The 23,251-nt window shown below is 38.7% G+C and carries 20 protein-coding genes; 15 read left to right on the top strand and 5 right to left on the bottom strand.

Going from position 1 to position 23,251, the window contains the following annotated elements:
- The first annotated feature begins 111 nt into the window (after positions 1–111).
- The 7 genes from P7V56_RS06800 to P7V56_RS06770 all read left to right on the top strand — a co-directional run bounded on the left by P7V56_RS06800 (position 112) and on the right by P7V56_RS06770 (position 8,829).
- Complete coding sequence (locus P7V56_RS06800) at positions 112–1,974, top strand: ABC-F family ATP-binding cassette domain-containing protein (protein ID WP_171222394.1); 1,863 nt, start codon at positions 112–114, stop codon at positions 1,972–1,974.
- Between the two features lie 70 nt (positions 1,975–2,044).
- Complete coding sequence (locus tag P7V56_RS06795) at positions 2,045–2,824, top strand: O-methyltransferase (RefSeq protein WP_171222393.1); 780 nt, start codon at positions 2,045–2,047, stop codon at positions 2,822–2,824.
- 68 nt (positions 2,825–2,892) lie between these two features.
- Positions 2,893–3,591 (top strand): ABC transporter ATP-binding protein, encoded by a 699-nt coding sequence (locus tag P7V56_RS06790; RefSeq protein ID WP_171222392.1) that lies wholly within the window; start codon positions 2,893–2,895, stop codon positions 3,589–3,591.
- Positions 3,592–3,752: 161 nt separating this feature from the next.
- Positions 3,753–4,322: a cob(I)yrinic acid a,c-diamide adenosyltransferase gene (locus P7V56_RS06785; RefSeq protein WP_171222391.1), complete on the top strand. Its 570-nt coding sequence runs from the start codon at positions 3,753–3,755 to the stop codon at positions 4,320–4,322.
- Positions 4,323–4,489: 167 nt separating this feature from the next.
- Positions 4,490–4,711 carry a DUF2795 domain-containing protein gene (locus P7V56_RS06780; RefSeq protein ID WP_002986941.1) on the top strand — a complete coding sequence of 74 codons (222 nt, stop codon included), beginning with the start codon at positions 4,490–4,492 and terminating at the stop codon, positions 4,709–4,711.
- Between the two features lie 99 nt (positions 4,712–4,810).
- Positions 4,811–8,155 (top strand): preprotein translocase subunit SecA, encoded by a 3,345-nt coding sequence (gene secA / locus P7V56_RS06775; RefSeq protein WP_171222390.1) that lies wholly within the window; start codon positions 4,811–4,813, stop codon positions 8,153–8,155.
- A gap of 86 nt (positions 8,156–8,241) precedes the next feature.
- The gene (locus P7V56_RS06770) at positions 8,242–8,829 is read left to right on the top strand and encodes a hypothetical protein (protein WP_171222389.1); all 588 of its coding nucleotides are present in this window, start codon (positions 8,242–8,244) and stop codon (positions 8,827–8,829) included.
- A gap of 189 nt (positions 8,830–9,018) precedes the next feature.
- On the opposite strand, the gene P7V56_RS06765 is transcribed toward P7V56_RS06770, so the two are convergent.
- Positions 9,019–10,422 carry an FAD-binding oxidoreductase gene (locus P7V56_RS06765; RefSeq protein ID WP_171222388.1) on the bottom strand — a complete coding sequence of 468 codons (1,404 nt, stop codon included), beginning with the start codon at positions 10,420–10,422 and terminating at the stop codon, positions 9,019–9,021.
- 133 nt (positions 10,423–10,555) lie between these two features.
- A complete protein-coding gene (locus P7V56_RS06760; RefSeq protein WP_171222387.1) occupies positions 10,556–11,770 on the bottom strand; it encodes an MFS transporter in 1,215 nt (404 codons plus the stop codon).
- 105 nt (positions 11,771–11,875) lie between these two features.
- Here P7V56_RS06760 and meaB point away from each other — a divergent pair, with 105 nt between their 5' ends.
- From meaB to P7V56_RS06745, 3 genes are all read left to right on the top strand, one after another.
- Positions 11,876–12,958 carry a methylmalonyl Co-A mutase-associated GTPase MeaB gene (gene meaB, locus P7V56_RS06755; protein WP_171222386.1) on the top strand — a complete coding sequence of 361 codons (1,083 nt, stop codon included), beginning with the start codon at positions 11,876–11,878 and terminating at the stop codon, positions 12,956–12,958.
- Positions 12,959–13,363: 405 nt separating this feature from the next.
- Complete coding sequence (locus P7V56_RS06750) at positions 13,364–14,686, top strand: sensor histidine kinase (RefSeq protein WP_171222385.1); 1,323 nt, start codon at positions 13,364–13,366, stop codon at positions 14,684–14,686.
- A gap of 1 nt (position 14,687) precedes the next feature.
- Positions 14,688–15,332 (top strand): response regulator, encoded by a 645-nt coding sequence (locus P7V56_RS06745; protein ID WP_171222384.1) that lies wholly within the window; start codon positions 14,688–14,690, stop codon positions 15,330–15,332.
- A gap of 4 nt (positions 15,333–15,336) precedes the next feature.
- On the opposite strand, the gene P7V56_RS06740 is transcribed toward P7V56_RS06745, so the two are convergent.
- From P7V56_RS06740 to P7V56_RS06730, 3 genes are all read right to left on the bottom strand, one after another.
- Positions 15,337–15,564, bottom strand: coding sequence for a DUF8828 family protein (locus P7V56_RS06740; RefSeq protein WP_171222383.1), 228 nt, complete (start codon positions 15,562–15,564; stop codon positions 15,337–15,339).
- A gap of 84 nt (positions 15,565–15,648) precedes the next feature.
- The gene (locus P7V56_RS06735) at positions 15,649–17,037 is read right to left on the bottom strand and encodes an MATE family efflux transporter (RefSeq protein WP_171222382.1); all 1,389 of its coding nucleotides are present in this window, start codon (positions 17,035–17,037) and stop codon (positions 15,649–15,651) included.
- A 34-nt stretch (positions 17,038–17,071) separates the two neighbouring features.
- Positions 17,072–17,947 (bottom strand): PPK2 family polyphosphate kinase, encoded by an 876-nt coding sequence (locus tag P7V56_RS06730; RefSeq protein WP_171222381.1) that lies wholly within the window; start codon positions 17,945–17,947, stop codon positions 17,072–17,074.
- A gap of 149 nt (positions 17,948–18,096) precedes the next feature.
- Here P7V56_RS06730 and P7V56_RS06725 point away from each other — a divergent pair, with 149 nt between their 5' ends.
- The 5 genes from P7V56_RS06725 (at position 18,097) to P7V56_RS06705 (ending at position 23,234) form a co-directional block, all read left to right on the top strand.
- Positions 18,097–18,921 (top strand): DUF6929 family protein, encoded by an 825-nt coding sequence (locus P7V56_RS06725; protein WP_171222380.1) that lies wholly within the window; start codon positions 18,097–18,099, stop codon positions 18,919–18,921.
- On the top strand, positions 18,918–19,553 hold the full coding sequence (locus P7V56_RS06720; RefSeq protein WP_171222379.1) for a hypothetical protein: 636 nt from the start codon (positions 18,918–18,920) through the stop codon (positions 19,551–19,553). Before P7V56_RS06725 ends, P7V56_RS06720 begins: the two co-directional genes overlap by 4 nt.
- A gap of 119 nt (positions 19,554–19,672) precedes the next feature.
- Positions 19,673–20,173: an RNA polymerase sigma factor gene (locus P7V56_RS06715; RefSeq protein WP_171222378.1), complete on the top strand. Its 501-nt coding sequence runs from the start codon at positions 19,673–19,675 to the stop codon at positions 20,171–20,173.
- Between the two features lie 2 nt (positions 20,174–20,175).
- Positions 20,176–21,069, top strand: a complete 894-nt coding sequence (locus P7V56_RS06710) for a hypothetical protein (RefSeq protein ID WP_171222377.1) — start codon at positions 20,176–20,178, stop codon at positions 21,067–21,069.
- A gap of 29 nt (positions 21,070–21,098) precedes the next feature.
- On the top strand, positions 21,099–23,234 hold the full coding sequence (locus tag P7V56_RS06705; RefSeq protein WP_171222376.1) for a vWA domain-containing protein: 2,136 nt from the start codon (positions 21,099–21,101) through the stop codon (positions 23,232–23,234).
- The last annotated feature ends 17 nt before the right edge of the window (positions 23,235–23,251 follow it).

Here is a 23,251-nt window from a genome sequence, read left to right as displayed (position 1 = left end):
TTATTAGATACGGCTGCGCCTTTAGATTGTTAGAAATTTGAGTTACTTTTGCCGAAAAGTTATAGTTTTCATTTGACTCCTAACTCCTAATTTAAAACTCATACCTCAAAAGTGAATTACCTTTCAGTAGAAAATATATCGAAGTCCTTTGGCGAAAGAACCTTGTTTAAAGATATTTCTTTTGGCATTAATAAAGACCAAAAAATCGCCTTTATTGCTAAAAACGGTTCGGGAAAAACCCAAATCATGCGGATGATTAATGGCGATGACGAACCGGATACCGGACAAATCGTGATTCGAAAAGGGTTGAAAATGGCTTTCTTATCGCAGAACAATAATTTGCAAGATGAATTGACGATTGAGGAAAGTATTTTTGCTTCAGACAACGAAATCCTTCATGTGATTGAACAATATGAAAAAGCGTTGGAAAACCCGGAAGACGTGGAAAAATACCAATTGGCTTTTGACGAAATGGACCGCCACAACGCTTGGGATTTTGAAACACAATTCAAGCAAATTCTATCCAAATTAAAACTAGACGATTTAAAACTCAAAGTCAAATCCCTTTCCGGTGGACAAAAAAAACGTTTGTCCTTGGCCATTATTTTGATTAATCGCCCTGATTTACTAATCTTGGATGAGCCCACGAATCACTTGGATTTGGAAATGATTGAATGGTTGGAAAGTTATTTTGCCAAAGAAAACATCACCTTGTTTATGGTGACCCACGACCGTTTCTTTTTGGAACGCGTTTGCAACGAAATCATCGAACTCGACAACGGAAAACTGTACCAATACAAGGGCAATTACTCTTATTATTTGCAGAAAAAAGAAGAGCGAATCGCGATGGAAAACTCGACGATTGACAAAGCGCAAAACCTTTTCGTCAAAGAATTGGCTTGGATGCGTCGCCAACCGAAAGCACGTACGACCAAATCGAAATCGCGCCAAGATGATTTCTACAAAATCAAAGAAGTCGCGGAAAGCCGTAGAAAAGAAAATGTAGTTGAGCTCGAAATCAACATGGAACGCATGGGTAGTAAGATAATCGAGCTGCACAAATTGTATAAAAAATTCAAGGACAAAGTCATTTTAGACAATTTTACCTATGATTTCCAACGTGGTGAACGTATCGGGATTATTGGTAAAAACGGCACCGGAAAATCGACTTTCTTAAACATCTTAACCAAAACCATAGTTCCCGATGCCGGAAAAGTGGTGATCGGTGACACGATTAAAATTGGTTATTACACCCAAAGCGGCATCAACCCGAAACCCGGGCAAAAAGTCATTGACATCATTAAAGAATACGGCGAATACATTCCGCTAACCAAAGGCAAAATCATTTCAGCTTCGCAATTGTTGGAGCGCTTTTTATTTGATGCCAAAAAGCAATACGATTTTGTAGAAAAACTAAGTGGTGGCGAATTAAAACGACTGTATTTGTGTACGGTTTTGATTCAAAATCCGAACTTTTTAATTCTCGATGAGCCAACCAATGATTTGGATATTGTGACTTTAAATGTTCTGGAAAGTTTCTTATTGGATTATCCGGGCTGTTTATTGGTGGTTTCGCACGACCGGTATTTTATGGATAAAATTGTGGACCATTTATTCATTTTCAGAGGTGAAGGACAAATAGAAGATTTCCCGGGAAATTATTCTGATTTCAGAGCTTATGAAGATTCGGCTGAACCTAAAAATTTATCGAATGTTTCTACGGAGAAAGTCAATTGGAAACAAAACAACCCAACGACTTCGGGTCTGAATTTTAACGAGCAAAAGGAATTCAACAAAATCGAACGCGAAATCAAAGACTTGGAATACGAGAAGAAACAAATCGAAAACCTATTTGCTGAAGGCAAAGTAGCCGATGCCGATATCACCAAAAAAGCTCAGGAATTGGAAGTGATCATTAAGAAACTAGAAGAAAAAGAAGAGCGTTGGTTTGAGTTAAGTTCAAAAATGGAATAAACAACTGCCAGCTTTTAGCCATCAGCAAAAAAAGCTAACTGCTAAAAGCTAACTGCTAAAAGCTATATAAATGCTTCAACAAATAAAATCATATCTAAACTTCCTCTATCACTCCAAAAACGAACACGGAGTCCATTCGCCTTTTGTGTTTAACTTGGTGACCAAATGTTTTTATAATAAGCAACCATATCCCGAATATTCGATACTGAAAAACTATCGGAAATCCCTTTTAGAAAATAAAAACACCATCGAAGTAACAGATTTTGGCGCCGGTTCCAGGGTTTTCAAAAGCAATACCAGAGCGATAAATCAAATTGCGAAAACTGCAGGGATTACGCAAAAACGAGCTGAATTACTGTTCAGAATCACGAAATATTTCCAACCTGATACTATTCTGGAAATTGGAACTTCGTTAGGATTAGCAACTTCGGCTTTATCATTGGGCAACCCAAAAGCAAAAATCACAACATTGGAAGGTTGTGAAAACACTTTGGCTGTAGCCCAAAAACAATTTGAGACTTTTGAATTGAATAACATCTATACGGTCGCAACAGAATTTAATTGCTTTTTAAAAGACCGACAACCGTCAACCGACAACCGACAACTTATCTATTTCGACGGTAATCATTCCAAAGCCGCGACGTTAGAGTATTTTGAGCTTTTAATGCCGACAATCACCAACGAATCGGTTTGGATTTTTGACGATATTCATTGGTCAGCCGACATGGAAGCCGCATGGGAAATCATCAAAAATAACCCTAAAGTAACCGTAACAATTGATACCTTTCAATGGGGATTGGTTTTCTTCAGAACAGAACAAGAAAAAGAACATTTTGTGATTCGTACCTGAAATTTGTAACAAATCCTTGTTGCAGATTACTTATATTCGTAATTCATAATTCGCAATTCATCATTACAATGGCCAATCCGTTAATCAACATAAAGAACCTAAAACGTGATTTCCAACTCGGAAGCGAAACCATCTACGTTTTAAAAGGCATCGATTTACAAATCAACAAAGGCGAATACGTCGCACTCATGGGACCATCAGGTTCCGGAAAATCAACGCTGATGAACCTTTTAGGTTGTTTGGATACGCCAACTTCGGGAACTTATATCCTAAACGGAAAAGACGTCAGCCAAATGCACGATGACGACTTAGCCGAAATCCGCAACAAAGAAATCGGATTCGTGTTTCAAACCTTCAATCTTTTACCCAGAACCACTGCTTTAGACAATGTGGCTTTGCCGATGATTTACGCCGGTTATTCCAAATCCGAACGAAATATACGCGCTACCGAAGTACTGACCCAAGTCAATCTGTCCGACAGAATGGACCACCAACCCAACCAACTTTCAGGTGGACAACGCCAACGTGTAGCCATTGCCAGAGCTTTAGTCAACAAGCCATCCATCATCTTAGCCGATGAACCTACCGGAAATCTCGACAGTAAAACCTCCGTCGAAATTATGAACCTCTTCAACGACATCCACAAAAACGGCAACACCGTAATTCTGGTAACCCACGAAGAAGACATCGCCAAATACGCCCACAGAATCATCCGATTACGCGACGGCATCATCGAAAGTGACAGTCCAAACGTTGATCATTTGTAAAGTTAGGAGCGAAAGGCTCGGGCTTTATCGGTAATCCATATTCCTGCTGTCCATTCTGCAAGGCGCCATTCCCATCAGGGCTAAAGAGTAATCCATTTGCATCCTTGTCAACAATGCAAAAACTTAGTACCTTAGCGCCTTAGTACCTTAGCACCTTAAAAATGAAAGTCTACACCAAAACCGGCGACACCGGAACCACTGCCCTTTTCGGCGGCACTCGTGTCCCAAAACACCATATCCGTATCGAAAGTTACGGCACTGTTGACGAACTCAACTCCCACATCGGTTTAATCCGCGATCAGGACATCAATGTTTTGTATAAAAATGTTTTGGTTGAAGTCCAAGACCGACTCTTTACCGTAGGCGCCATTTTGGCCACGCCACCCGAAAAAGAAGTATTAAAAAACGGTCAACCCCGCTTAAACATCAACCGCATTTCGGAAGAAGATATCGCCTTTTTAGAAAACGAAATTGACAGCATGGACAGTGCTTTGCCACAAATGACACATTTTGTCTTGCCTGGCGGCCATACGACCGTGTCATATTGTCACATTGCGCGCTGTGTCTGCCGTAGAGCCGAGCGTTTGGCCACCCATTTACACGAATTAGAACCCACAGATGAGCAAGTAATTAAGTACCTAAACCGACTTTCTGACTACCTTTTTGTCTTGGCACGGAAGTTGTCCTTTGACCTGCAAGCGGAGGAAGTGAAATGGATACCGCGAAAATAGTGTTCAGTAGGCAGTATTCGGTCGTTTATCTATGTAAAGCTGACCTCTAAAAACTGACCTCTGACCATTAAAACAAGACGTTCTTAAACTTACTTAAAAATAAATCAAAAAAAACTTGACTTTTTCAGTATAAAATTTATTTTTGCATAAACTAAAATCGACAGAAGATGTATTGGACATTAGAATTAGCATCCTATTTAAGTGATGCGCCTTGGCCAGCTACCAAAGATGAACTTATCGACTATGCTATACGAACAGGAGCTCCGCTAGAAGTAGTAGAGAATTTACAATCGATAGAAGACGAAGGTGAAATCTACGAATCAATGGAAGAGATTTGGCCGGATTATCCAACAGACGAAGATTACCTTTGGAACGAGGATGAATATTAAAAAAATAAACAATCACAACAAAGAAAAAAGTCCGTTTAGGGCTTTTTTTTTGTTTAAATTTGCACTCCTTTACGCAAGGAATAAAAACACAAATACAATATGAGTTTCATTAATAGCATTATCAAAGCTTTTGTAGGCGATAAATCGCAAAAAGACGTCAAAGCAACGCAGCCCTATATCACTAAAATAAAAGCTTTAGAACCCGTTTTAGCCGCTTTGTCACACGATGAACTGAGAGCCAAAACAACCGAGTTCAAAGAAAAAATAAAACAAGCCCGCGCCAAACAAGACGCTGAGATTGAAGCCAAAAAAAAAGAAGCCGAAAACACGGCCGATATCGACAAAAGAGAAGACATCTACAACGCTATTGATGCTCTTGAAAAAGAAGCTTATGAAATCTCCGAAAAAGTATTGAGCGAAATACTTCCGGATGCTTTTGCTGTAATCAAAGAAACCGCACGTCGTTTCAAGGAAAATACAACTATTACCGTAACCGCTACGCCAAAAGACCGAGAACTTTCGGCTACCAAATCATATATCACACTCGATGGTGACCAAGCGATTTGGGCCAATTCTTGGAACGCTGCCGGAAAAGAAATTACTTGGGATATGGTGCATTACGATGTACAATTAATCGGTGGTATCGTTTTACACGAAGGAAAAATTGCCGAGATGCAAACCGGTGAAGGAAAAACTTTAGTGGCAACACTTCCACTCTACTTAAACGCTTTGACCGGAAATGGTGTTCACTTAGTAACCGTGAATGACTATTTGGCCAAACGTGACAGCACTTGGAAAGCGCCATTATTCGAATTCCACGGATTGACTGTTGATTGTATCGACAATCACTCACCTAACTCTGATGCACGTAGAAAAGCTTACGAAGCCGATATCACTTATGGAACCAATAACGAATTTGGATTCGACTACTTGCGTGATAACATGGCGCATTCTCCCGAAGATTTGGTACAAAGAAAACACAACTACGCGATTGTCGACGAGGTGGATTCGGTATTGATTGATGATGCGAGAACTCCGTTGATTATCTCAGGTCCGGTACCTGATGGCGACCGCCATGAGTTCAATGAATTGAAACCAAAAATTGAAAACTTATACAATTTACAACGTCAATTGGCCAACGGATTTTTAACAGAAGCCAAACGTTTAATTAAAGAAGGCAATACCAAAGACGGCGGTTTCCAATTGTTAAGAGCTTACCGTTCGTTGCCTAAAAACAAAGCTTTAATCAAGTTTTTGAGTGAAGAAGGAATCAAGCAATTGCTTCAAAAAACCGAAAACGAATACATGTCAGACAACAACCGCAGAATGCCGGAAGTGGATGAAGCCATGTATTTTGTAATCGAAGAGAAAAACAACCAGGTAGAATTGACCGATAACGGAATCAAATTCTTATCTAAAGATACTTCAGAAGATTTCTTCGTGTTACCGGATATCGGAACTGAAATTGCCAATATCGAAAAACAAAACTTGGAAAAAGACCAAGAAGCGGAAGCCAAAGAGAAATTATTTCAAGATTTCAGTGTAAAATCAGAAAGAATCCACACGCTTACGCAATTGTTAAAAGCCTACACTTTGTTCGAAAAAGACACCGAGTATGTTATCATGGACAATAAAATTCTTATTGTAGATGAGCAAACCGGTCGTATCATGGATGGCCGTCGTTATTCTGACGGATTGCACCAAGCCATTGAAGCCAAAGAAAATGTAACCATTGAGGCGGCTACGCAAACTTTTGCTACCATTACACTGCAGAATTATTTCCGCATGTACAGCAAATTGGCTGGTATGACCGGAACCGCGGTTACCGAAGCCGGTGAGTTATGGCAGATTTATAAATTAGATGTAGTAGAAATCCCAACCAATAAAGGCATTTCAAGAATTGACCGTGAAGATTTAATTTACCGTTCGGTTCGTGAAAAATTCAACGCCGTTATCGAAGACGTAACCCAATTATCGCAAGCCGGTCGTCCGGTATTGATTGGAACAACCTCGGTTGAGATTTCTGAATTATTAAGCCGTATGTTGAAAATGCGCGGTGTTGCCCACAACGTTTTGAATGCTAAAATGCACAAAAAAGAAGCCGAAATCGTTGCCGAAGCCGGAAAACCAGGTGTTGTAACCATCGCAACTAACATGGCCGGTCGTGGAACGGATATCAAACTAACGCCCGAAGTAAAAGCAGCCGGAGGTTTGGCCATCATAGGTACAGAACGCCACGATTCGCGACGTGTGGATCGTCAGTTGCGCGGTCGTGCCGGTCGTCAAGGTGATCCGGGAAGTTCCCAGTTTTATGTGTCTTTGGAAGACAACCTAATGCGTTTGTTCGGTTCAGACAGAGTAGCGAAAATTATGGACCGAATGGGATTGAAAGAAGGTGAAGTAATTCAGCATTCCATGATGACCAAATCGATTGAACGTGCTCAGAAAAAAGTAGAAGAAAACAACTTCGGTACTCGTAAACGTTTGTTAGAATATGATGACGTAATGAATGCCCAACGTGAAGTGGTTTACAAACGCCGTCGTCATGCTTTGCACGGAGAACGTTTGAAACTGGATATTGCCAACATGATGTATGACACTTGCGAATTAATCGTAAGTGAAAACAAAGGCAAAAATGACTATAAAAACTTCGAGTTTGAATTGATTCGTTACTTCTCTATCACTTCACCGGTATCGGAAAGCGAATTTGAGAAATTATCCGAAATGGAAATTACGGGTAAAGTGTATAAAGTGGCTTTGGCCTATTACACCGAAAAAACCGAAAGAAGCGCTCGAGAAGCTTTCCCAATTATAGCTGATGTTTACCAAAAAGAAGGCAATAAATTTGAGCGCATTGTTGTTCCTTTTTCTGACGGTATTAAAACCTTAAATGTGGTAACCGATTTGAAAAAAGCATTTGATTCAAACGGAGCACAATTGGTAGCCGATTTCGAAAAAAATATCACTTTGGCCATAGTTGACGAAGCTTGGAAAAAACACTTGCGCAAAATGGACGAGTTAAAACAATCGGTACAATTGGCCGTTCACGAACAAAAAGATCCGTTGCTGATTTACAAATTGGAAGCTTTCAAATTGTTTAGCGCCATGTTAGACGGTGTGAATAAAGAAGTAATCTCGTTCTTGTTCAAAGGCGATTTACCGCAGCAAAACCAAAACATTCGGGAAGCGCGACAAGTCCGTGAAAAACAAAATTACACCGAAAGCAAAGACGAAATCGAAAGCAGTGAAAGTGTTAATCGCGAAGCCGGTCAAACGCAACAACGTCCACAAGTAACGGAAACCATCGTGAGAGAAACTCCGAAGATCAACCGTAACGACACTGTAACTATCAAACACGTGATGAGCGGTAAAACCGAAACCACCAAATACAAAAAAGCCGAAAGCATGTTGGCTTCCGGTGAATGGATTTTGGTAAACGACTAGATTTCAAAATGTATCCTTAAGAATATAATCCTCAACGGTTCAAACTGTTGGGGATTTTTTTATATTTGAGTAAAGATTAAATATTTATGAAATCAAAATATCTCACATTACTGTTTTTATTCCTCACTTGCAACAGCTTTTCACAAAGTATTGAAACGTTAAAAACGTCAGCACAAAAGCTTTATGAAGCCAATTTTTTAATGGATTTTGAAGCGATTGTGCAATTATCGTATCCACCAATGGTTTCGAATATTGGCAAGGAAATCATGTTGGAGAAAACAGAACTTCACTATGAAAATGAGGAATACCGTTTGCGGTACCAATTGCAAAATGTTCCGCTGCAATATGCGCCCATAAAAAAAATAAACGAGAAATCGTTTTGTGTGATAAGCATTCGTATTCCGAAGCGTTATTTTTTTGAAACCAAATTAACCACAGAACAAGCGACTGAAAAGAATACTTGGCTACAAGAAGTCAACAATACCAAAGAGGTTACTTTTGAACCCAACAGAAACAGTTTTAATGTAAAAAAAATGACAACTTATGTAGCCGTTTGGGATGAAACCACTAATGGCGAATGGAAGTTTTTCAATTTTGACAATGCCGAACAATTAGCAGCTTTTAATGCCTTGTTTGAGGAAAATGTAAAATCGGCTTTGGGTTTGAATAAATAGTTTTACCTTTACTTATATCATTTGATACCAAACTAAAAAATATATACCATGGCAAAAGGAAAAGACGTTCAAAAAGCGGTAAAAAAAGAACCTCTGAAGACCGCAAAAGAAAAAAAAGAGGAGAAAAGAAACAAAAAACAAAACCCGAAAAGAGATTAAAAAAAGCCCTGAGTTTTCAGGGCTTTACTTTTATAATTCATCTGGGAAAATCTTTCCGGGATTTAAGATATTATTCGGGTCAAAAACACGTTTAATGCTTTCCATTAATTCTAAATGGGTTCTGCTGAAAGCAATATCCATAAAGTTTTTTTGTACATATCCGATGCCGTGTTCGCCGGATAAAGTGCCTTTGAGTGAAACTGTCAATTCAAAAATTTCTCGGATACCTAATGGAACTTGGGTCTGCCAATTGTCATCCGTCATATCGCCTTTGATGATGTTTACGTGTAAATTCCCATCACCGGCATGACCATAACAAACTGATTTAAAACCATACTTCGCACCTATTTTCTTGATTCCTGATAATAATTCGGGCAACATGAATCGGGGTACAACCGTATCTTCTTCTTTGTAAATAGAATTGGCTTTGACGGCTTCCGCTACGGAACGACGCATTTTCCATAACGCATTTTTCTCGTCTTCGGTGTCGGCATATAAAACTTCATCTATCTCAAATTGTTCTACAACAGTCATGATTTTTTCGGCTTCCTGCATCAAAATCTCGGGATAATTTCCATCGACTTCTATCAACAAATGCGCTTGGTGTTCCGGTTTTATGGTTACACTTATGCCTTCCACAAATTGCAGCGTCCAATCAATCGCATCGCGTTCCATGAATTCCAATGCACTTGGTACAATTCCGGCGCGGAAAATGGCTGATACGGCTTCACAGGCTTCGTTAGCTTTGTAAAACGGTACTAACATTAGCACATTATGATTGTTTTTGGGCAAAAGCTTTAAAACTGCTTTGGTAATTACGCCAAGCGTTCCTTCACTTCCGACCATCAATTGCGTCAAATTATAACCGGTAGAATTTTTAAGTGTATTGGCGCCGGTCCAAATGATGGCTCCGTTGGGCAAAACCACTTCTAAGTTGAGCACATAATCTTTAGTCACACCATATTTTACCGCTCGAGCGCCACCGGAATTTTCGGCGATATTACCACCAATCCAACAGCTGCCCATACTGCTTGGGTCAACCGGATAAAACAAGCCTTTTTCGGCCACGGCTTCACGTAAAACCTGCGTAATCACAGCCGGTTCAACCGTTACTTGCAAGTTTTGTTCGTCGATTTCAATAATCTTATTGAAACGTTCCATTGACAGTCCGATGCCTTGGTAAATGCTCAAAGCACCACCGCTCAAACCGGTTCGTGCTCCAATAGGTGTGGTTGGAATTTTATAATCGTTGGCTACTTTCAAGATGGCTGAAATTTCCTGAGCATTGGCGGGTTTTAGGACAACACTTGGCGGAAAAACATAGTCTTCGGTTTCGTCGTGACCATAATGGTTTCGGGTTTCTTGATCGGAAAAAATATAGTGTTCACCTACAATCGTGGTGAGCTTTTGAATGATTTCGGGATTGAGTGACATCGCATAAAAATTGAGAAGTAAATGTAGCGATTCCAAAAGAAAAAGACAAATCGTTTTTAGCCCTGATGGGAATGGCGCCTTGCAGAATGGACAGCAGGAATAAGGATTCCCAAAATGCCCGAACCATTCGCTCCTATTTTTTCTTTAAATTGGGAAGAAAGTAACAAATAATCCCAATCAACGGCAAGAAAGAACAAACGTGATACACGTATTGAATTGAAGTGTAATCGGCTAAAGTACCCAGTAAAGCCGAACCTAAAGCGCCCATTCCGAAGGCAAAGCCATAGAACAGACCGGAAATCATCCCCAGTTTTCTGGGTAATAATTCTTGGGCATAAACCAATATCGCCGGGAAAGCCGAAGAAATGATGATTCCGATGATAATCATTAAAACATCGGTCCAAAACAAATTGACATAAGGCAACAATAAAGCAAAAGGCGTGGCTCCGAAAACCGACAACCAAATCACATATTTTCTACCTATTTTATCGCCCAAAGGTCCACCCAATATAGTTCCGGCCGCATAGGCTATCAGGTAAATAAACATGTGGTATTGGGCTTCTTTGATAGACAAATGAAACTTGTCCATGACATAAAAAGTGTAATAAGTAGATAAACTCGCTGAGTAGAAAAATTTAGAGAAAATAACGATCAACAAGATGGCAATCGCCCATTTTACTTTGCTTTTGGACAATCGTTGGAAATCGGCAAAGACAACTTTTTTGGGCTGTCTGTGAATTAGGTGATCTCGGTACCAAAAGGCTATTTTGCTGATAATTCCCAGTCCTAAAGTCGCCGCGATGATGAACCAAAGAATATACACTTGGGAATGTGGCACCACAATTAAAGCTACTAACAATGGTCCGAGCGCAGTTCCGAAATTACCGCCAACCTGAAAAATAGATTGGGCCAAACCTCTTCTGCCACCGGCGGCTAAATTGGAAATACGCGCCGATTCGGGATGAAAAATAGACGAACCGGTTCCGATGAGCATTACCGATAGTAATATCCAATAAAAATTATTCGCAAACGAAATGGAGATAATTCCGGCCAAGGAAAAAAGCATCCCATAAATCTGTGAAAAAGGTTTCGGATGCTTATCAGTGTAATACCCTACGAAAGGCTGGAATATAGAAGCTGTTAATTGAAACGCAAACGTAATCAGACCGATTTGGGCAAATGACAAATTATAATTTTGCTTTAAAATGGGATAAACCGAAGGGATAATGGCTTGGATTAAATCATTAAGCAAGTGGGCAAAACTAATCGAAAAAAGGATGGAATAAACCGTTTTTTGAACTAACTCGTTATTCTTTTTTCCTGTTGAAAGCGTAGTTTCGATTTCCATTTTTCATTTTTAACGATACAAAAATACTATATATATCAGTCATTAAAATAACATTTAGTAATTTTAGCAAATCATTAAGACAAACCTCACTAACATTACTGCTATTTGGAAAATAATTCAAAAAAAACGGCACTGCATGAAAAAGACGGCATTCCGCAACCGGAAAGCATCAGCAAAACGGCTTTGGATAAAGTGGTACGTAGCCGCAAAACACAACCTTCTGCAGCAACATTGATTTCCGGAATTCTATCAGGTGATATTTCGGCTTTAAGTCGGGCCATCACTTTGGTAGAAAGCACCAATCTCGATCATTTGATGAAAGCCAATGAAATTATCGCAGCTTGTTTGCCACATGCTAATCAATCGTTGCGAATAGGTATAACCGGTGTTCCGGGTGTTGGAAAAAGCACGTTTATTGAAGCCTTTGGAAAACATTTGACCGCAATGGGTAAAAAAGTTGCTGTTTTGGCAGTTGACCCGAGTAGTACCATATCGCACGGCAGTATTTTGGGCGATAAAACCCGAATGGAAGAATTGGTCAAAGACAAGAACGCCTATATTCGACCGAGTGCTTCGGGTGAAACACTTGGCGGAGTCGCTCGAAAAACGAGAGAAACCATAATACTTTGTGAAGCGGCCGGATTTGATACGATTGTGATTGAAACCGTTGGTGTCGGACAAAGCGAAACGGCGGTTCACAGCATGGTGGATTTCTTTTTACTATTAAAAATTTCGGGCGCCGGCGATGAATTGCAAGGCATCAAACGCGGCATAATGGAAATGGCCGATGCTATTGTGATTAATAAAGCCGATGGCGATAATGTAGCCAAAGCCAAATTGGCAAAAACCGAATTCAATCGGGCATTGCATTTGTTTCCGGCTAAAACTTCGGGTTGGATTCCTAAAGTGACCACTTGCAGCGCTTATGAGAAAACCGGGATTGACGCTATTTGGGATTTGATTTCCGAGTATTCTTCTTTGGTAAAAAGCAACGGATATTTTGGAGAAAAACGCCAAGAGCAAAATCAATATTGGATGATGGAAACCATCAATGAACAATTAAAAAACCACTTTTATCACCATCCGGAGATTATAGCTTTATTGGAACAAAAGAAAAAAGCGGTACAAAATGACGAATTATCGCCTTTTGCAGCCGCCATGGATTTGTTAGGTCAGTATTTTAAATAAATCAGAAACTTGTAAAAACAAAAAAACCACAAGGTTTTTACCTTATGGTTCTGATGAACAACTCAAATTACCACAATATTCAGTTGCAACTTTCCTATTAACACTCACTCGAATCATACTTTAATTTTTCAAAATCCTTAGTACAACTCTACAGTCGTTGAGTATTGCAAATTTGTCATGACTAACTAACTTCAAATTTGAGGCGATTTTGAAAATATTACTATGAGCAAAAAACTAAATTTAGTATGTTTGATTAACGATAAAATTACCGTTGTTTAACGGATAAAAAAAGAAATGCCTGTCGGAGATTTATCAAAAAAGTAATCGTTTCTTTATAAATCCGCAAAGTGGCGCGTGCATAGCTTTTGGTTGCTATGCCTAAACTTACCTTAACCGAGTCAGACTATGCTGAAAAATGATATTTTTTTTATTCAACTTTGTTTCTACACCATTGGTTTTCTTAGTTTGGCCGGCGTGATTACCACGTTTTTAAACACCTATTTTTCTTCCCGAATTTATAAGTTTTACGGATTGTATTTATCGGTGATTATTGCTTTTGTGGCTATTGTTTACATCAAAAACACCGGTGATTTTCCCAAAAAATCAAACGAACGATTGCTTTTGAATCTAACTGTAGATATTTTACAAGTTCTTAGTCATTTTTTCTTTTGCGGCTTTGTCTACTTTGCTATGGTCATGGAAGATATTAAGTTTAAAAAGCTAAAAAACATTTACAAAACCTTTTTGTACTTTACAGTAATATATCTGATTATTGTAGCAGCTTTTCCAAAATTTGTCAGTCGGGATTTTGTCTATTTTCTGATTACCCGTATCATCATCTTGGTACTTTCGGTCCTATTTTATTACCATCTTTTTAAAAACTTAGACCGCACATTTTTCAGGTACTTGTTTGCCGCCGTAAGCTTTGTTTTCATTAGTGGTTTTTTAGCGTTATGGGATAGTTTTAGCAGTAGCGGCTATAGCAAATATACCGGGTTTGACTATCTCTGTTATGGTTATTTTTTGGAGAATTTATGTTTTGTTGGAGCGCTTATCCACAAGTATTTCAGCATCGAAAAAGAAAAAGAAATTACGGCTGTTGCCCATAAACAAGAATTGTTCACCACTCAAAAAGAAATTCAGCAAGAAACTATTGAACACATAGGTCGTGAAATTCATGACAACATTGGCCAAAAACTAACACTGGCCAGTTTGTATACCCAACAATTAGAGTTTGAAAACAAAGCGCCACAAGTAAATAACACCATCGAAAACATCAGCTTAATCATTAATGAATCGATTGCCGAATTGCGTGAACTTTCCAAATCTTTAATTGACAATGCTATTGATGTCAACACCATCAGCCAATTGATTGAAAAAGAGTGCGAAAAAATTAAGGCACTCAAGAAATGCAATGTGATTTATAGCTCTAACGGTTTTTCTGCTAATTTAAAATACCAGGAAAAATCCATTCTAATTAGAATTGTACAAGAATTCATCAACAACAGTATCAAGCATTCCAAATGTCAAAACATTTTTGTGGAATTACTTTCAAAGGATAACAATATCGTTTTATCTTTGAAAGATGATGGTATCGGTTTTAGTCCCGAAACGGTACAAATAGGTCAAGGCATAACCAATATTAAAAAAAGGACAGCGCTCATCGGAGGTAAAATGGAATTGAAAAGCGGTACAGATAATGGCACACAATTAATTATTCGATTGTAATATGAAAGTCAAAAAAACCATTGCTATAGTTGATGACCACATCCTGATTGCACAAGCGATCAAAGGAATCATAGCCAATTTTGAAAATTTTGATACCATTTGCGAATGCGAAAACGGACAAGTCTTGATCGATAAAATCAATGCGCATAACGATGTGCCTGACATTGTTTTACTCGACATCAGCATGCCCGTAATGGACGGATTTGAAACCGCCAACTGGCTACAAAAAAACCATCCCGAAGTACTGATAATGGTATTGAGTATGCAAAATGACGAACAAAGCGTAATTAAAATGGTAAAAAACGGCGCCAAAAGCTATTTGCTTAAAAACTCTCATCCGCGTGAATTAGAATCGGCTTTGAACAAGTTAGTGGAAAACGGTTTTTATTATCCGGAATGGGCGTCGAAAATTATTTTTTCAAGTATCAATAAAAATACCAACAGTGCTTTATCCAAACTCACTGAAAGAGAAAAAGAATTTCTGAAATACACTATTACCGAAAAAAGTTATAAAGAAATCGCCGAATTAATGTTTTGCAGCCCCAGAACTGTTGAAAGCTACCGAGACAATCTTTTTGAAAAGCTAAACTTGAAAAGCCGTGTCGGATTGGCAGTCTATGCGATCAAAAACGGATACGATCAATAAAAAACTATTCCTCGTAAGCTTTCATTTCTTTGTCGTAAAACTCTCCGGCCAACGTAATTAAATGCTCCATTTCGGCTTCTAATTCGGTTTCGTCTTCTCCTTCTAAATCTTCCATAAACTCTACTTCGTCATCTTTTAAATTGATAATAAAACGAGGAAAATCAAGGTGAATGACAAAAATATCATCCGGAAAATCTGAGTTATCTGCTAGTACGAATTTTGGTAATTCCATTTTTTTTAGTGATTAGTAATTAGTAATTGGTGATTAGCTATTTGTTATCAATAATTAGTCGATTTCCCGACCAATTACTAATCACTAATTACCAATCACTTTATTATCAACAATTAGTTTTTTAGTTAAATAATGAAAACGAAGATACAAAAATAAAGCAGCCGCTGTTAATCCTCCCAACAATCCAATCCAAACACCTACAGCGCCTAAATTAGTTTTCAGTCCCAAATAATACGAAATTGGAAAACCTACAATCCAATAGGCAACAAAGGTAATATACATAGGAATCTTCACATCTTGCAAACCGCGCAAGGCACCAAGCACCACAACCTGAATACCATCAGATATCTGGAAAACTGCCGCTACCAAAAGTAATTTGGCCGCAATCGAAATCACTTCGGCATTGTCTAACAATTGCATTTTATTGTCCATGTTGAGAAACAAATACGGCAAAATTTGGTGCAAAGCCACAAACATTAAGGCAAAGAGAATCTCAATAATAATCGCCAACAAAAAGATGGAACGACCTACCACAATCAACTGTTTGTAATCACCTAAGCCTTTTTGGTTACTGATTCTAATCATAGACACCACGCTCAATCCCATTGCAAACATAAAGGTCAACGAAGCCAAACTCAGCGCAATCTGATTCGCAGCCTGACTCGTTTTGCCTATGGTACCGCAAAGCCAGATGGCCGCCGTAAATAACACTACTTCAAACAACATTTGCATCGCTGAAGGCAAACCCAGATTAATGATTTTTTTTAGGGTTGCTTTTTTTATTTCGTCAAAACTAAAGTCCTGAAAATAGGGTTTCAGCTTTTCCTTTTTAGCTAAAATAACGTGCATAAAAACCACCATCGCTATTCGGGAAATCACGGTGCCCAAAGCCGCGCCTATGATACCCATTTTTGGGAAAAACCATATCCCGTAAATCAACAAATAGTTGATAATCACGTGCAAAACATTCGCCATAATAATAGCGTACATCGACACTTTGGTCATCGACAAACCATCGGCAAATTGCTTGTAACCTTGGTAAATAATCAATGGAACCAAAGAAAAAGCCACCCAAGTCAGGAACGGCTTAGCTAAAACTATTACCTCTTTGGGTTGGTGCAACAATTCCATTATAGGCTGTGCTAAAACCACCAAACCAAACAACATAAAGCCCAAAATGGTACACAAAAACAAACCGTGGTGAAAAGCGGAGCGAATGTTATCGGTTTTTTTAGAGGCATCGGCTTCAGCTACAATCGGTGTAATCGCTGTTGAAAACCCGATTCCGATAGACATTGCTACAAAAATCAAACTATTACCTAAAGAAACGGCAGCCAATTCGGTACTGCCCAATTTCCCGACCATAATGTTATCTACGATTCCAATTAACGTATGGCCAACCATACCCAGAATTACCGGATAGGCCAGTTGCATATTGTATCGAAATTCTTTGGTGTATTGGGCTAAATTCACTTTGCTTTTTTTGAGTCGGCAAAGATACTATGTTTTACCCTTTCAATTGCTCACGATATACGTCAATATTCGCTTTGACTTTCGGATCCAATTCGGGTTCTGTAATATCTTTGAGCGATTCCAGTTTTTCCCAAATGGTTTGCGCTACTATATAACGAGCTACGCCTTTGTCATCGGCCGGAATCACATACCAAGGCGCATGGTCTTTATTGGTATTGTTAATAGCGTCTTCATAGTATTTCATATAATCATCCCAACGCTCGCGTTCTTTCAAATCACCGGTCGAAAATTTCCAGTTGTCCTCCGGATTTTCCAAACGTTTTAACAACCGAAGCCTCTGCTCCTCTTTGCTCATGTGGAAATAAAACTTCAAAATCGTCGTACCGTTCTGCGCTATATGCTTTTCAAAATTATTGATTTGCTCCATGCGATTCGCCCAAAACTGAGGCGTAATATCTTCCACTTTTTCAATTCCCGGTAAATTTTCGAATAAAATATATTCCGGATGCACGCGTGTCACCAGCACGTTTTCATAATGCGTGCGGTTGAATACGGCAAACTTCCCTTTCTCGGGCAAAGCCAAATAATGACGCCACAAATAGTCATGCTCCAACTCGGTTGAATTCGGTGTTTTAAAACTGTGAATTACCACGCCGCGCGGATTGAACTCTTTAAAAACTTCGCGTATCAAACTGTCTTTTCCACTCGTATCCATGCCTTGCAGACAAATCAAAAACGCATGTCGGTTGTGGGCATACATGGCATCTTGCTTCTTGCTCAACTTCATTTGAACCTTATCCAAAGCCAATTCCTCTTCCGCTTTATCCGTATCTATGTCCAATCGAGTCGGTAATTTTGACAACTCAATGTTGCCTTTCACTCTAAAATCTTCCGGATTGATGTTTTTCATGGTACAAGTTTTATATTTGTAAAAATAATAATTTTTGGGAGCTATTTCCGGCTATCCGTTATATCTTTTTTAAATTACCTTGGGTTAAAACCCAAAGCAATTCAAAAAAGGATGCCACTCCTATCCGGGCTAAACTTATCTTACAACTAATGGAAAAATTTCAACTTTCGGTACTTTTTAAAATCATTGGCATTGGTTCTGCTTCAGGATTGGTTTATCATGACGACAAACTTTATCTCATTTCTGACAACAGTACTTTTCTTTATGAATACAATATTCCAACCGAAAAGCTCAACAAAATAGCTTTGACAGAAAACGCCCAAGACAACATCGCCAAAAAAGACAAACCCGATTTTGAAGCCATCGCTATCAAAGGAACTGATTTAATTCTTTTAGGCTCAGGCTCAACCGAAAACCGAAATATGATTTTCAATTATGCCATTCCAACCGGTAAAATTCAAAAGAATAACATTGGCACCATCTACCAAAAAATTAAACAAAAATTCAATATTTCAGACGATGAATTAAATATTGAAGGGTTAATCATGGACCATGACCATATTTATTTTTTCCAACGAGGGAATGGCGCTAAAGGCAAAAATGGCATTGTTTACTCAAAAGACGTTGCCAAAGACCAAAAATTCGAATATGTCCCAATCGATTTACCCAAAATCAAAAATGTGCCCACGACCTTTACCGACGCCATTTTAGTAGAAGACAAAATCTACTTTTTGGCTTCCGCCGAAGACACCGAGTCAACTTATCTCGACGGAGAAGTTTTAGGTAGTATCATCGGTACTATCGATTTAAAAACCATGACGCTGACCAATTCGATTCAAATTAGCGATAAAAACAAATTCGAAGGTCTGACACTATACAAACAATCCGAAAAGGAAATCGAATTCCTCCTCTGCGAAGACACTGATTCGGAAGTTTTGGAATCTGACATTTACAAGTTAACATTAAAACGATGAATCAAGAAAAGTTCGAAGGTCGGAATGTAATTTGGGAAAGCAAAACTAAATCAGTTTTGGTTATCATAATATCATTCGTCTTCGTGGCAATGGCTATTATTGGCAAAGACAATATGACCCGTTTTTCTTTTTGGGGAACATTTTTGTTTTTTGGCGTTGGCGGAATTTTTATGTTGGCAAGATTATTAAACCCTAAGAATATTTTTGTTACATATGATTCTGAAATGGGTAAAAAGATTTTGGCTGAAAGACAAGAAATATACGAAAAGGAATTAGACTCATTCCTGTATGACGAAACCGGATTCAGTATTCATATTGATGGCCTCGATGCTTACTACAATTGGGATGAAATAGAAACTGTTTTTGGTTACAAAATTGATTTAGTAGCTTATGATGAAATCTGTATAGATGTTTATACTAGTGATGACGAAAAATTTACAATTTCAGAAGAAACTTATGGTTGGTTTCAATTCATCAGCAAACTAAGTGAAAATATCCCAAACATATCCATCGGTTGGTCAATAGAGATTACCCAACCCGCTTTTGAAAGAAACCTAACTTTACTATATGATAAAAAAAATCGACCCCAAAATGAGCTAGAAGCCTTATATTACAACAAAACTGAACACTAAAAACTCCTAACTCCCAACTTTTTTTTCACCTCTTCCCAACCTTTTTAAACCAATAGTCCTCTTTACCTATAAAGACTCCAATTGTGATAAACGAAACACTCATATCAGCCTGTAAAAAAATGCAACGGGAAGCCCAGCGGCAAGTGTACGACTACTTGTCGCCCAAGTTGTACCGAACCTGCAAACGGTATTTAAAAAAGGAGGAAGAAATAGAAGAAGTATTAGCCGATGCCTTTTACACCATTTTTACCAAACTCGACCAATTAAAAGAAGTAGGCGCTTTCGAAGCTTGGGCCCGAAAAATAACCGTAAACCAATGTTTGTTACAATTGAAACGCAACGTAAATTTCAATTTGTATTTAGAGGAAACCTCTTTTAGCATCCAACCGCAAAGCGCACAAGAAACGCCTCTGGAAGAAGAAGATTTGCTCAACTTGCTCAATTTAATTCCCGAAGGTTGCAAAACCATCTTCAATCTTTTTGTTATTGAAGGCTATGGCCACAAGGAAATAGCAGTTATGCTAAATATTTCGGAAGGCACCTCAAAATCACAATTGAATGTCGCCAAAACCAAGTTAAAAGATTTAGTCAACAATCTTTATTATCAAAAAGCAAAGTAATCATGGAAAATCAAAATATTTTTAACCAATTCAAAAAAGCCGCCGACAACGCCGAGTCACCCGATTTTGCTTCGATGGAGAAAGTCTGGCACCGCGTAGAGGAAAAACTCGATAAAAAGGAGTTGAAACAAGAAACAGTGCTTTGGAAAAAATGGGCTATAGCAGCTTCAATCTTATTGGGAATTTCTATTGGTTATCAATTTTTAAAAGAAGACCAACCCACAATGAATACCAATGAGGTCATTGTACAAAAAGACACGATTCAAAAAACAAAAAATCCATACAATAATGAGGTAGTTGCGGCTGAACCTATTAATCCGGCTATTAAAGAGGAAGCCAAAGAAATATTGCAAAACCAAATTTTAGCCGCACCACAAGTCGCTGCAGCAGAAGAAGTAAATCCCAATGATGATTCTTATAAATTCGATACTATTTCAAAAGGCGTAAAATCACTCTCTAATGTTGCTTCAATCAACAACTCAGGATATAGTAGAAGCAACAAATTTGAAGTCACGCCGGCAAAAGCAAAAGACATGGAAGTTTTTATCAACAAGGAAAACAAAGTGTCCAATGCCAAAAAAGAAATGCCTCTACTGGTTTTTGATGACAAGGTAACCAACAAACAAACCGTAAAGGAAATCGAAATGGACGAAATTGAATCTATCGTTGAACTTCCCGATCCACTTTATATTATCAATGGTGTGGAATACACCGAACAAGAACTATTCGGTCCCAATCCAACCAGTCCATATGCACCGCTAAACGATCAAGAAATCGATTCCATTTCTATACTGCAGAATGAAAAGGCTACTTCGATTTATGGTCAAAAAGGCAAAAAAGGCGTCGTCATTATCTCTACTAAAAACGGAAAACCGGCAGCCAAAAAGCGCCAATAAATTAGTCTAATCTTTTAAAATCTAACGTCATGAAAAATGTAAAAATCTTTTCATTAGGCATCGCTATGCTTGTAAGTTTCCTAACTTTCGGGCAGGAGAAAACCATTACAGGTACCGTTTCCGACAAAGTCGGACCGCTTCCGGGTGTCAATGTTATCGTAAGGGGAACATCAAACTCCACACAAACCAATTTTGATGGTAAATACAGTATTAAAGCCTCTGAAGGTCAACTCTTGGTTTTTAATTTTACGGGGTACAACAGTACGGAAGTAAAAGTAGGTAAATCCAATATTATCAATGTTGTTCTTAAGGAAGGGGTTAGTTTGCAAGAAGTTGTGGTCGTTGGTCAAGGCTATAGTCGTAAAAGCAAAAAAATGACCACACAATCCGTGACCAGTCATTCCCAATCCTTGTCAGGCAAAGTCGCCGGTGTACAAATCAACCACCGTTCGGGAAGTCCCGGCACCACCAAAGTTGTCATTCGTGGTAATTCATCACTCAATACTCAGACAAAACCATTGTATATAGTTGACGGTGTTCCTGTGAAAGAGGAAGATTTTAAAAGCATTAATCCCGATGATATTAATTCTGTTAATGTGTTAAAAGATACCGCCGCGACTTCTGTTTATGGAAACAGCGCAAATAACGGTGCTATCGTAGTACAAACCAAAACAGGAGTACAACAAAATTTGACTGAAAAAGAGCTGAAAAAAAGAATCAAAGAAATCAACAAAACCACCAAACCAATGGTGATTGAACCCGACAATGAAGACTACGACAGCTTTACAGAAAATGCTTTTGAAAGCCCGAAATCGGCGCCGTTATCGACTTTCTCCATTGATGTTGACAATGCCTCTTATACCAATATTCGTCGATTTATTAATGGCGGTCAAACCGTTCCGAAAGATGCAGTTCGTGTAGAAGAAATGGTAAACTTTTTTAAATACCAATATCCGCAACCCACCGGCCAACATCCGTTTTCAATTAATACCGAATACAGCGAATGTCCATGGAATACAAACAACAAACTGGTTCGCATTGGTTTACAAGGCAAAGACATCCCGACCGATAATTTGCCCCCATCGAATTTGGTTTTCCTTATAGATGTATCAGGCTCCATGGGCGATGCCAACAAATTGCCTTTGCTGAAAGAATCTTTGAAAGTATTGGTAAACCAACTGAGAGAAGAGGACAAAATTGCCATGGTTGTTTACGCCGGAGCCGCCGGTATGGTTTTACCGCCAACTTCAGGCAGCGATAAAAAAACCATTATTGACGCTTTAGACAAACTACAATCTGGCGGTAGTACTGCCGGTGGTGCCGGAATCGAATTGGCTTACAAAACCGCAGAAGAAAATTTTATTAAAAACGGCAACAACCGCGTAATCTTGGCTACTGATGGTGACTTTAACGTAGGCGCCTCATCCGACAAAGACATGCAAACCTTGATTGAAGACAAAAGAAAATCGGGGGTTTTCCTGACTTGTTTGGGCTATGGTATGGGCAATTACAAAGACAGCAAGTTGGAAACTTTAGCCGATAAAGGCAACGGTAATTACGCTTATATCGATAACATCCAAGAAGCCAATCGCTTTTTGGGCAAAGAATTTAAAGGTTCGATGTTTGCTATTGCGAAAGATGTTAAAATCCAAATCGAGTTCAATCCGGCACATGTGAAAGCCTACCGCTTGATTGGTTATGAAAATCGAAAACTGCGTCCGGAAGATTTTAAAAATGATGCCATTGATGCCGGAGAATTGGGCAGCGGGCATACGGTAACCGCTTTGTACGAAATCATTCCTACTGATGCCAAAAGTGATTTTTTTGTGGATACCGATGAGTTGAAATACTCCAAAGTAGAACCTTCCAAAACTAAATTCAACGACGAATTAGCCACCATAAAATTCCGCTACAAAAAACCGGATGGCGCAAAAAGTATCGAAATGGTTCAGGTAATTGATAACAAAGTGAATACCATAGACAACGCTTCGAGCGGATTCAAATTCAGCACCGCAGTAGCTTGGTTTGGGTTGAAATTAAGAGATTCCAAATTGGTGACCAACAAATCTTCTGCAGCCATTAAAAAATTAGCCAAAGCAGGTTTGGCCTACGATGAAGACGGTTATAAAGCAGAATTTATTCGCTTAGTGGAAGCGGTAAATTAAATTTTTTGGGTGATTTG

Source organism: Flavobacterium sp. IMCC34852, from assembly GCF_030643905.1.
Lineage (GTDB): Bacteria > Bacteroidota > Bacteroidia > Flavobacteriales > Flavobacteriaceae > Flavobacterium > Flavobacterium rivulicola.
Note: the sequence above shows the minus strand (reverse complement) of the source record. Positions and strands in the feature narration are given on the sequence as shown.

Excerpts from the sequence above, each read along its gene's own strand:
- P7V56_RS06795 (WP_171222393.1), top strand. The coding sequence starts at position 2,045 with ATGCTTCAACAAATAAAATCATATCTAAACTTCCTCTATCACTCCAAA.
- P7V56_RS06790 (WP_171222392.1), top strand. The coding sequence starts at position 2,893 with ATGGCCAATCCGTTAATCAACATAAAGAACCTAAAACGTGATTTCCAA.
- P7V56_RS06785 (WP_171222391.1), top strand. The coding sequence starts at position 3,753 with ATGAAAGTCTACACCAAAACCGGCGACACCGGAACCACTGCCCTTTTC.
- P7V56_RS06780 (WP_002986941.1), top strand. The coding sequence starts at position 4,490 with ATGTATTGGACATTAGAATTAGCATCCTATTTAAGTGATGCGCCTTGG.
- secA (WP_171222390.1), top strand. The coding sequence starts at position 4,811 with ATGAGTTTCATTAATAGCATTATCAAAGCTTTTGTAGGCGATAAATCG.
- P7V56_RS06770 (WP_171222389.1), top strand. The coding sequence starts at position 8,242 with ATGAAATCAAAATATCTCACATTACTGTTTTTATTCCTCACTTGCAAC.
- P7V56_RS06765 (WP_171222388.1), bottom strand. The coding sequence starts at position 10,422 with ATGTCACTCAATCCCGAAATCATTCAAAAGCTCACCACGATTGTAGGT.
- P7V56_RS06760 (WP_171222387.1), bottom strand. The coding sequence starts at position 11,770 with ATGGAAATCGAAACTACGCTTTCAACAGGAAAAAAGAATAACGAGTTA.
- P7V56_RS06750 (WP_171222385.1), top strand. The coding sequence starts at position 13,364 with ATGCTGAAAAATGATATTTTTTTTATTCAACTTTGTTTCTACACCATT.
- P7V56_RS06745 (WP_171222384.1), top strand. The coding sequence starts at position 14,688 with ATGAAAGTCAAAAAAACCATTGCTATAGTTGATGACCACATCCTGATT.
- P7V56_RS06740 (WP_171222383.1), bottom strand. The coding sequence starts at position 15,564 with ATGGAATTACCAAAATTCGTACTAGCAGATAACTCAGATTTTCCGGAT.
- P7V56_RS06730 (WP_171222381.1), bottom strand. The coding sequence starts at position 17,947 with ATGAAAAACATCAATCCGGAAGATTTTAGAGTGAAAGGCAACATTGAG.
- P7V56_RS06725 (WP_171222380.1), top strand. The coding sequence starts at position 18,097 with ATGGAAAAATTTCAACTTTCGGTACTTTTTAAAATCATTGGCATTGGT.
- P7V56_RS06720 (WP_171222379.1), top strand. The coding sequence starts at position 18,918 with ATGAATCAAGAAAAGTTCGAAGGTCGGAATGTAATTTGGGAAAGCAAA.
- P7V56_RS06715 (WP_171222378.1), top strand. The coding sequence starts at position 19,673 with ATGCAACGGGAAGCCCAGCGGCAAGTGTACGACTACTTGTCGCCCAAG.
- P7V56_RS06710 (WP_171222377.1), top strand. The coding sequence starts at position 20,176 with ATGGAAAATCAAAATATTTTTAACCAATTCAAAAAAGCCGCCGACAAC.
- P7V56_RS06705 (WP_171222376.1), top strand. The coding sequence starts at position 21,099 with ATGAAAAATGTAAAAATCTTTTCATTAGGCATCGCTATGCTTGTAAGT.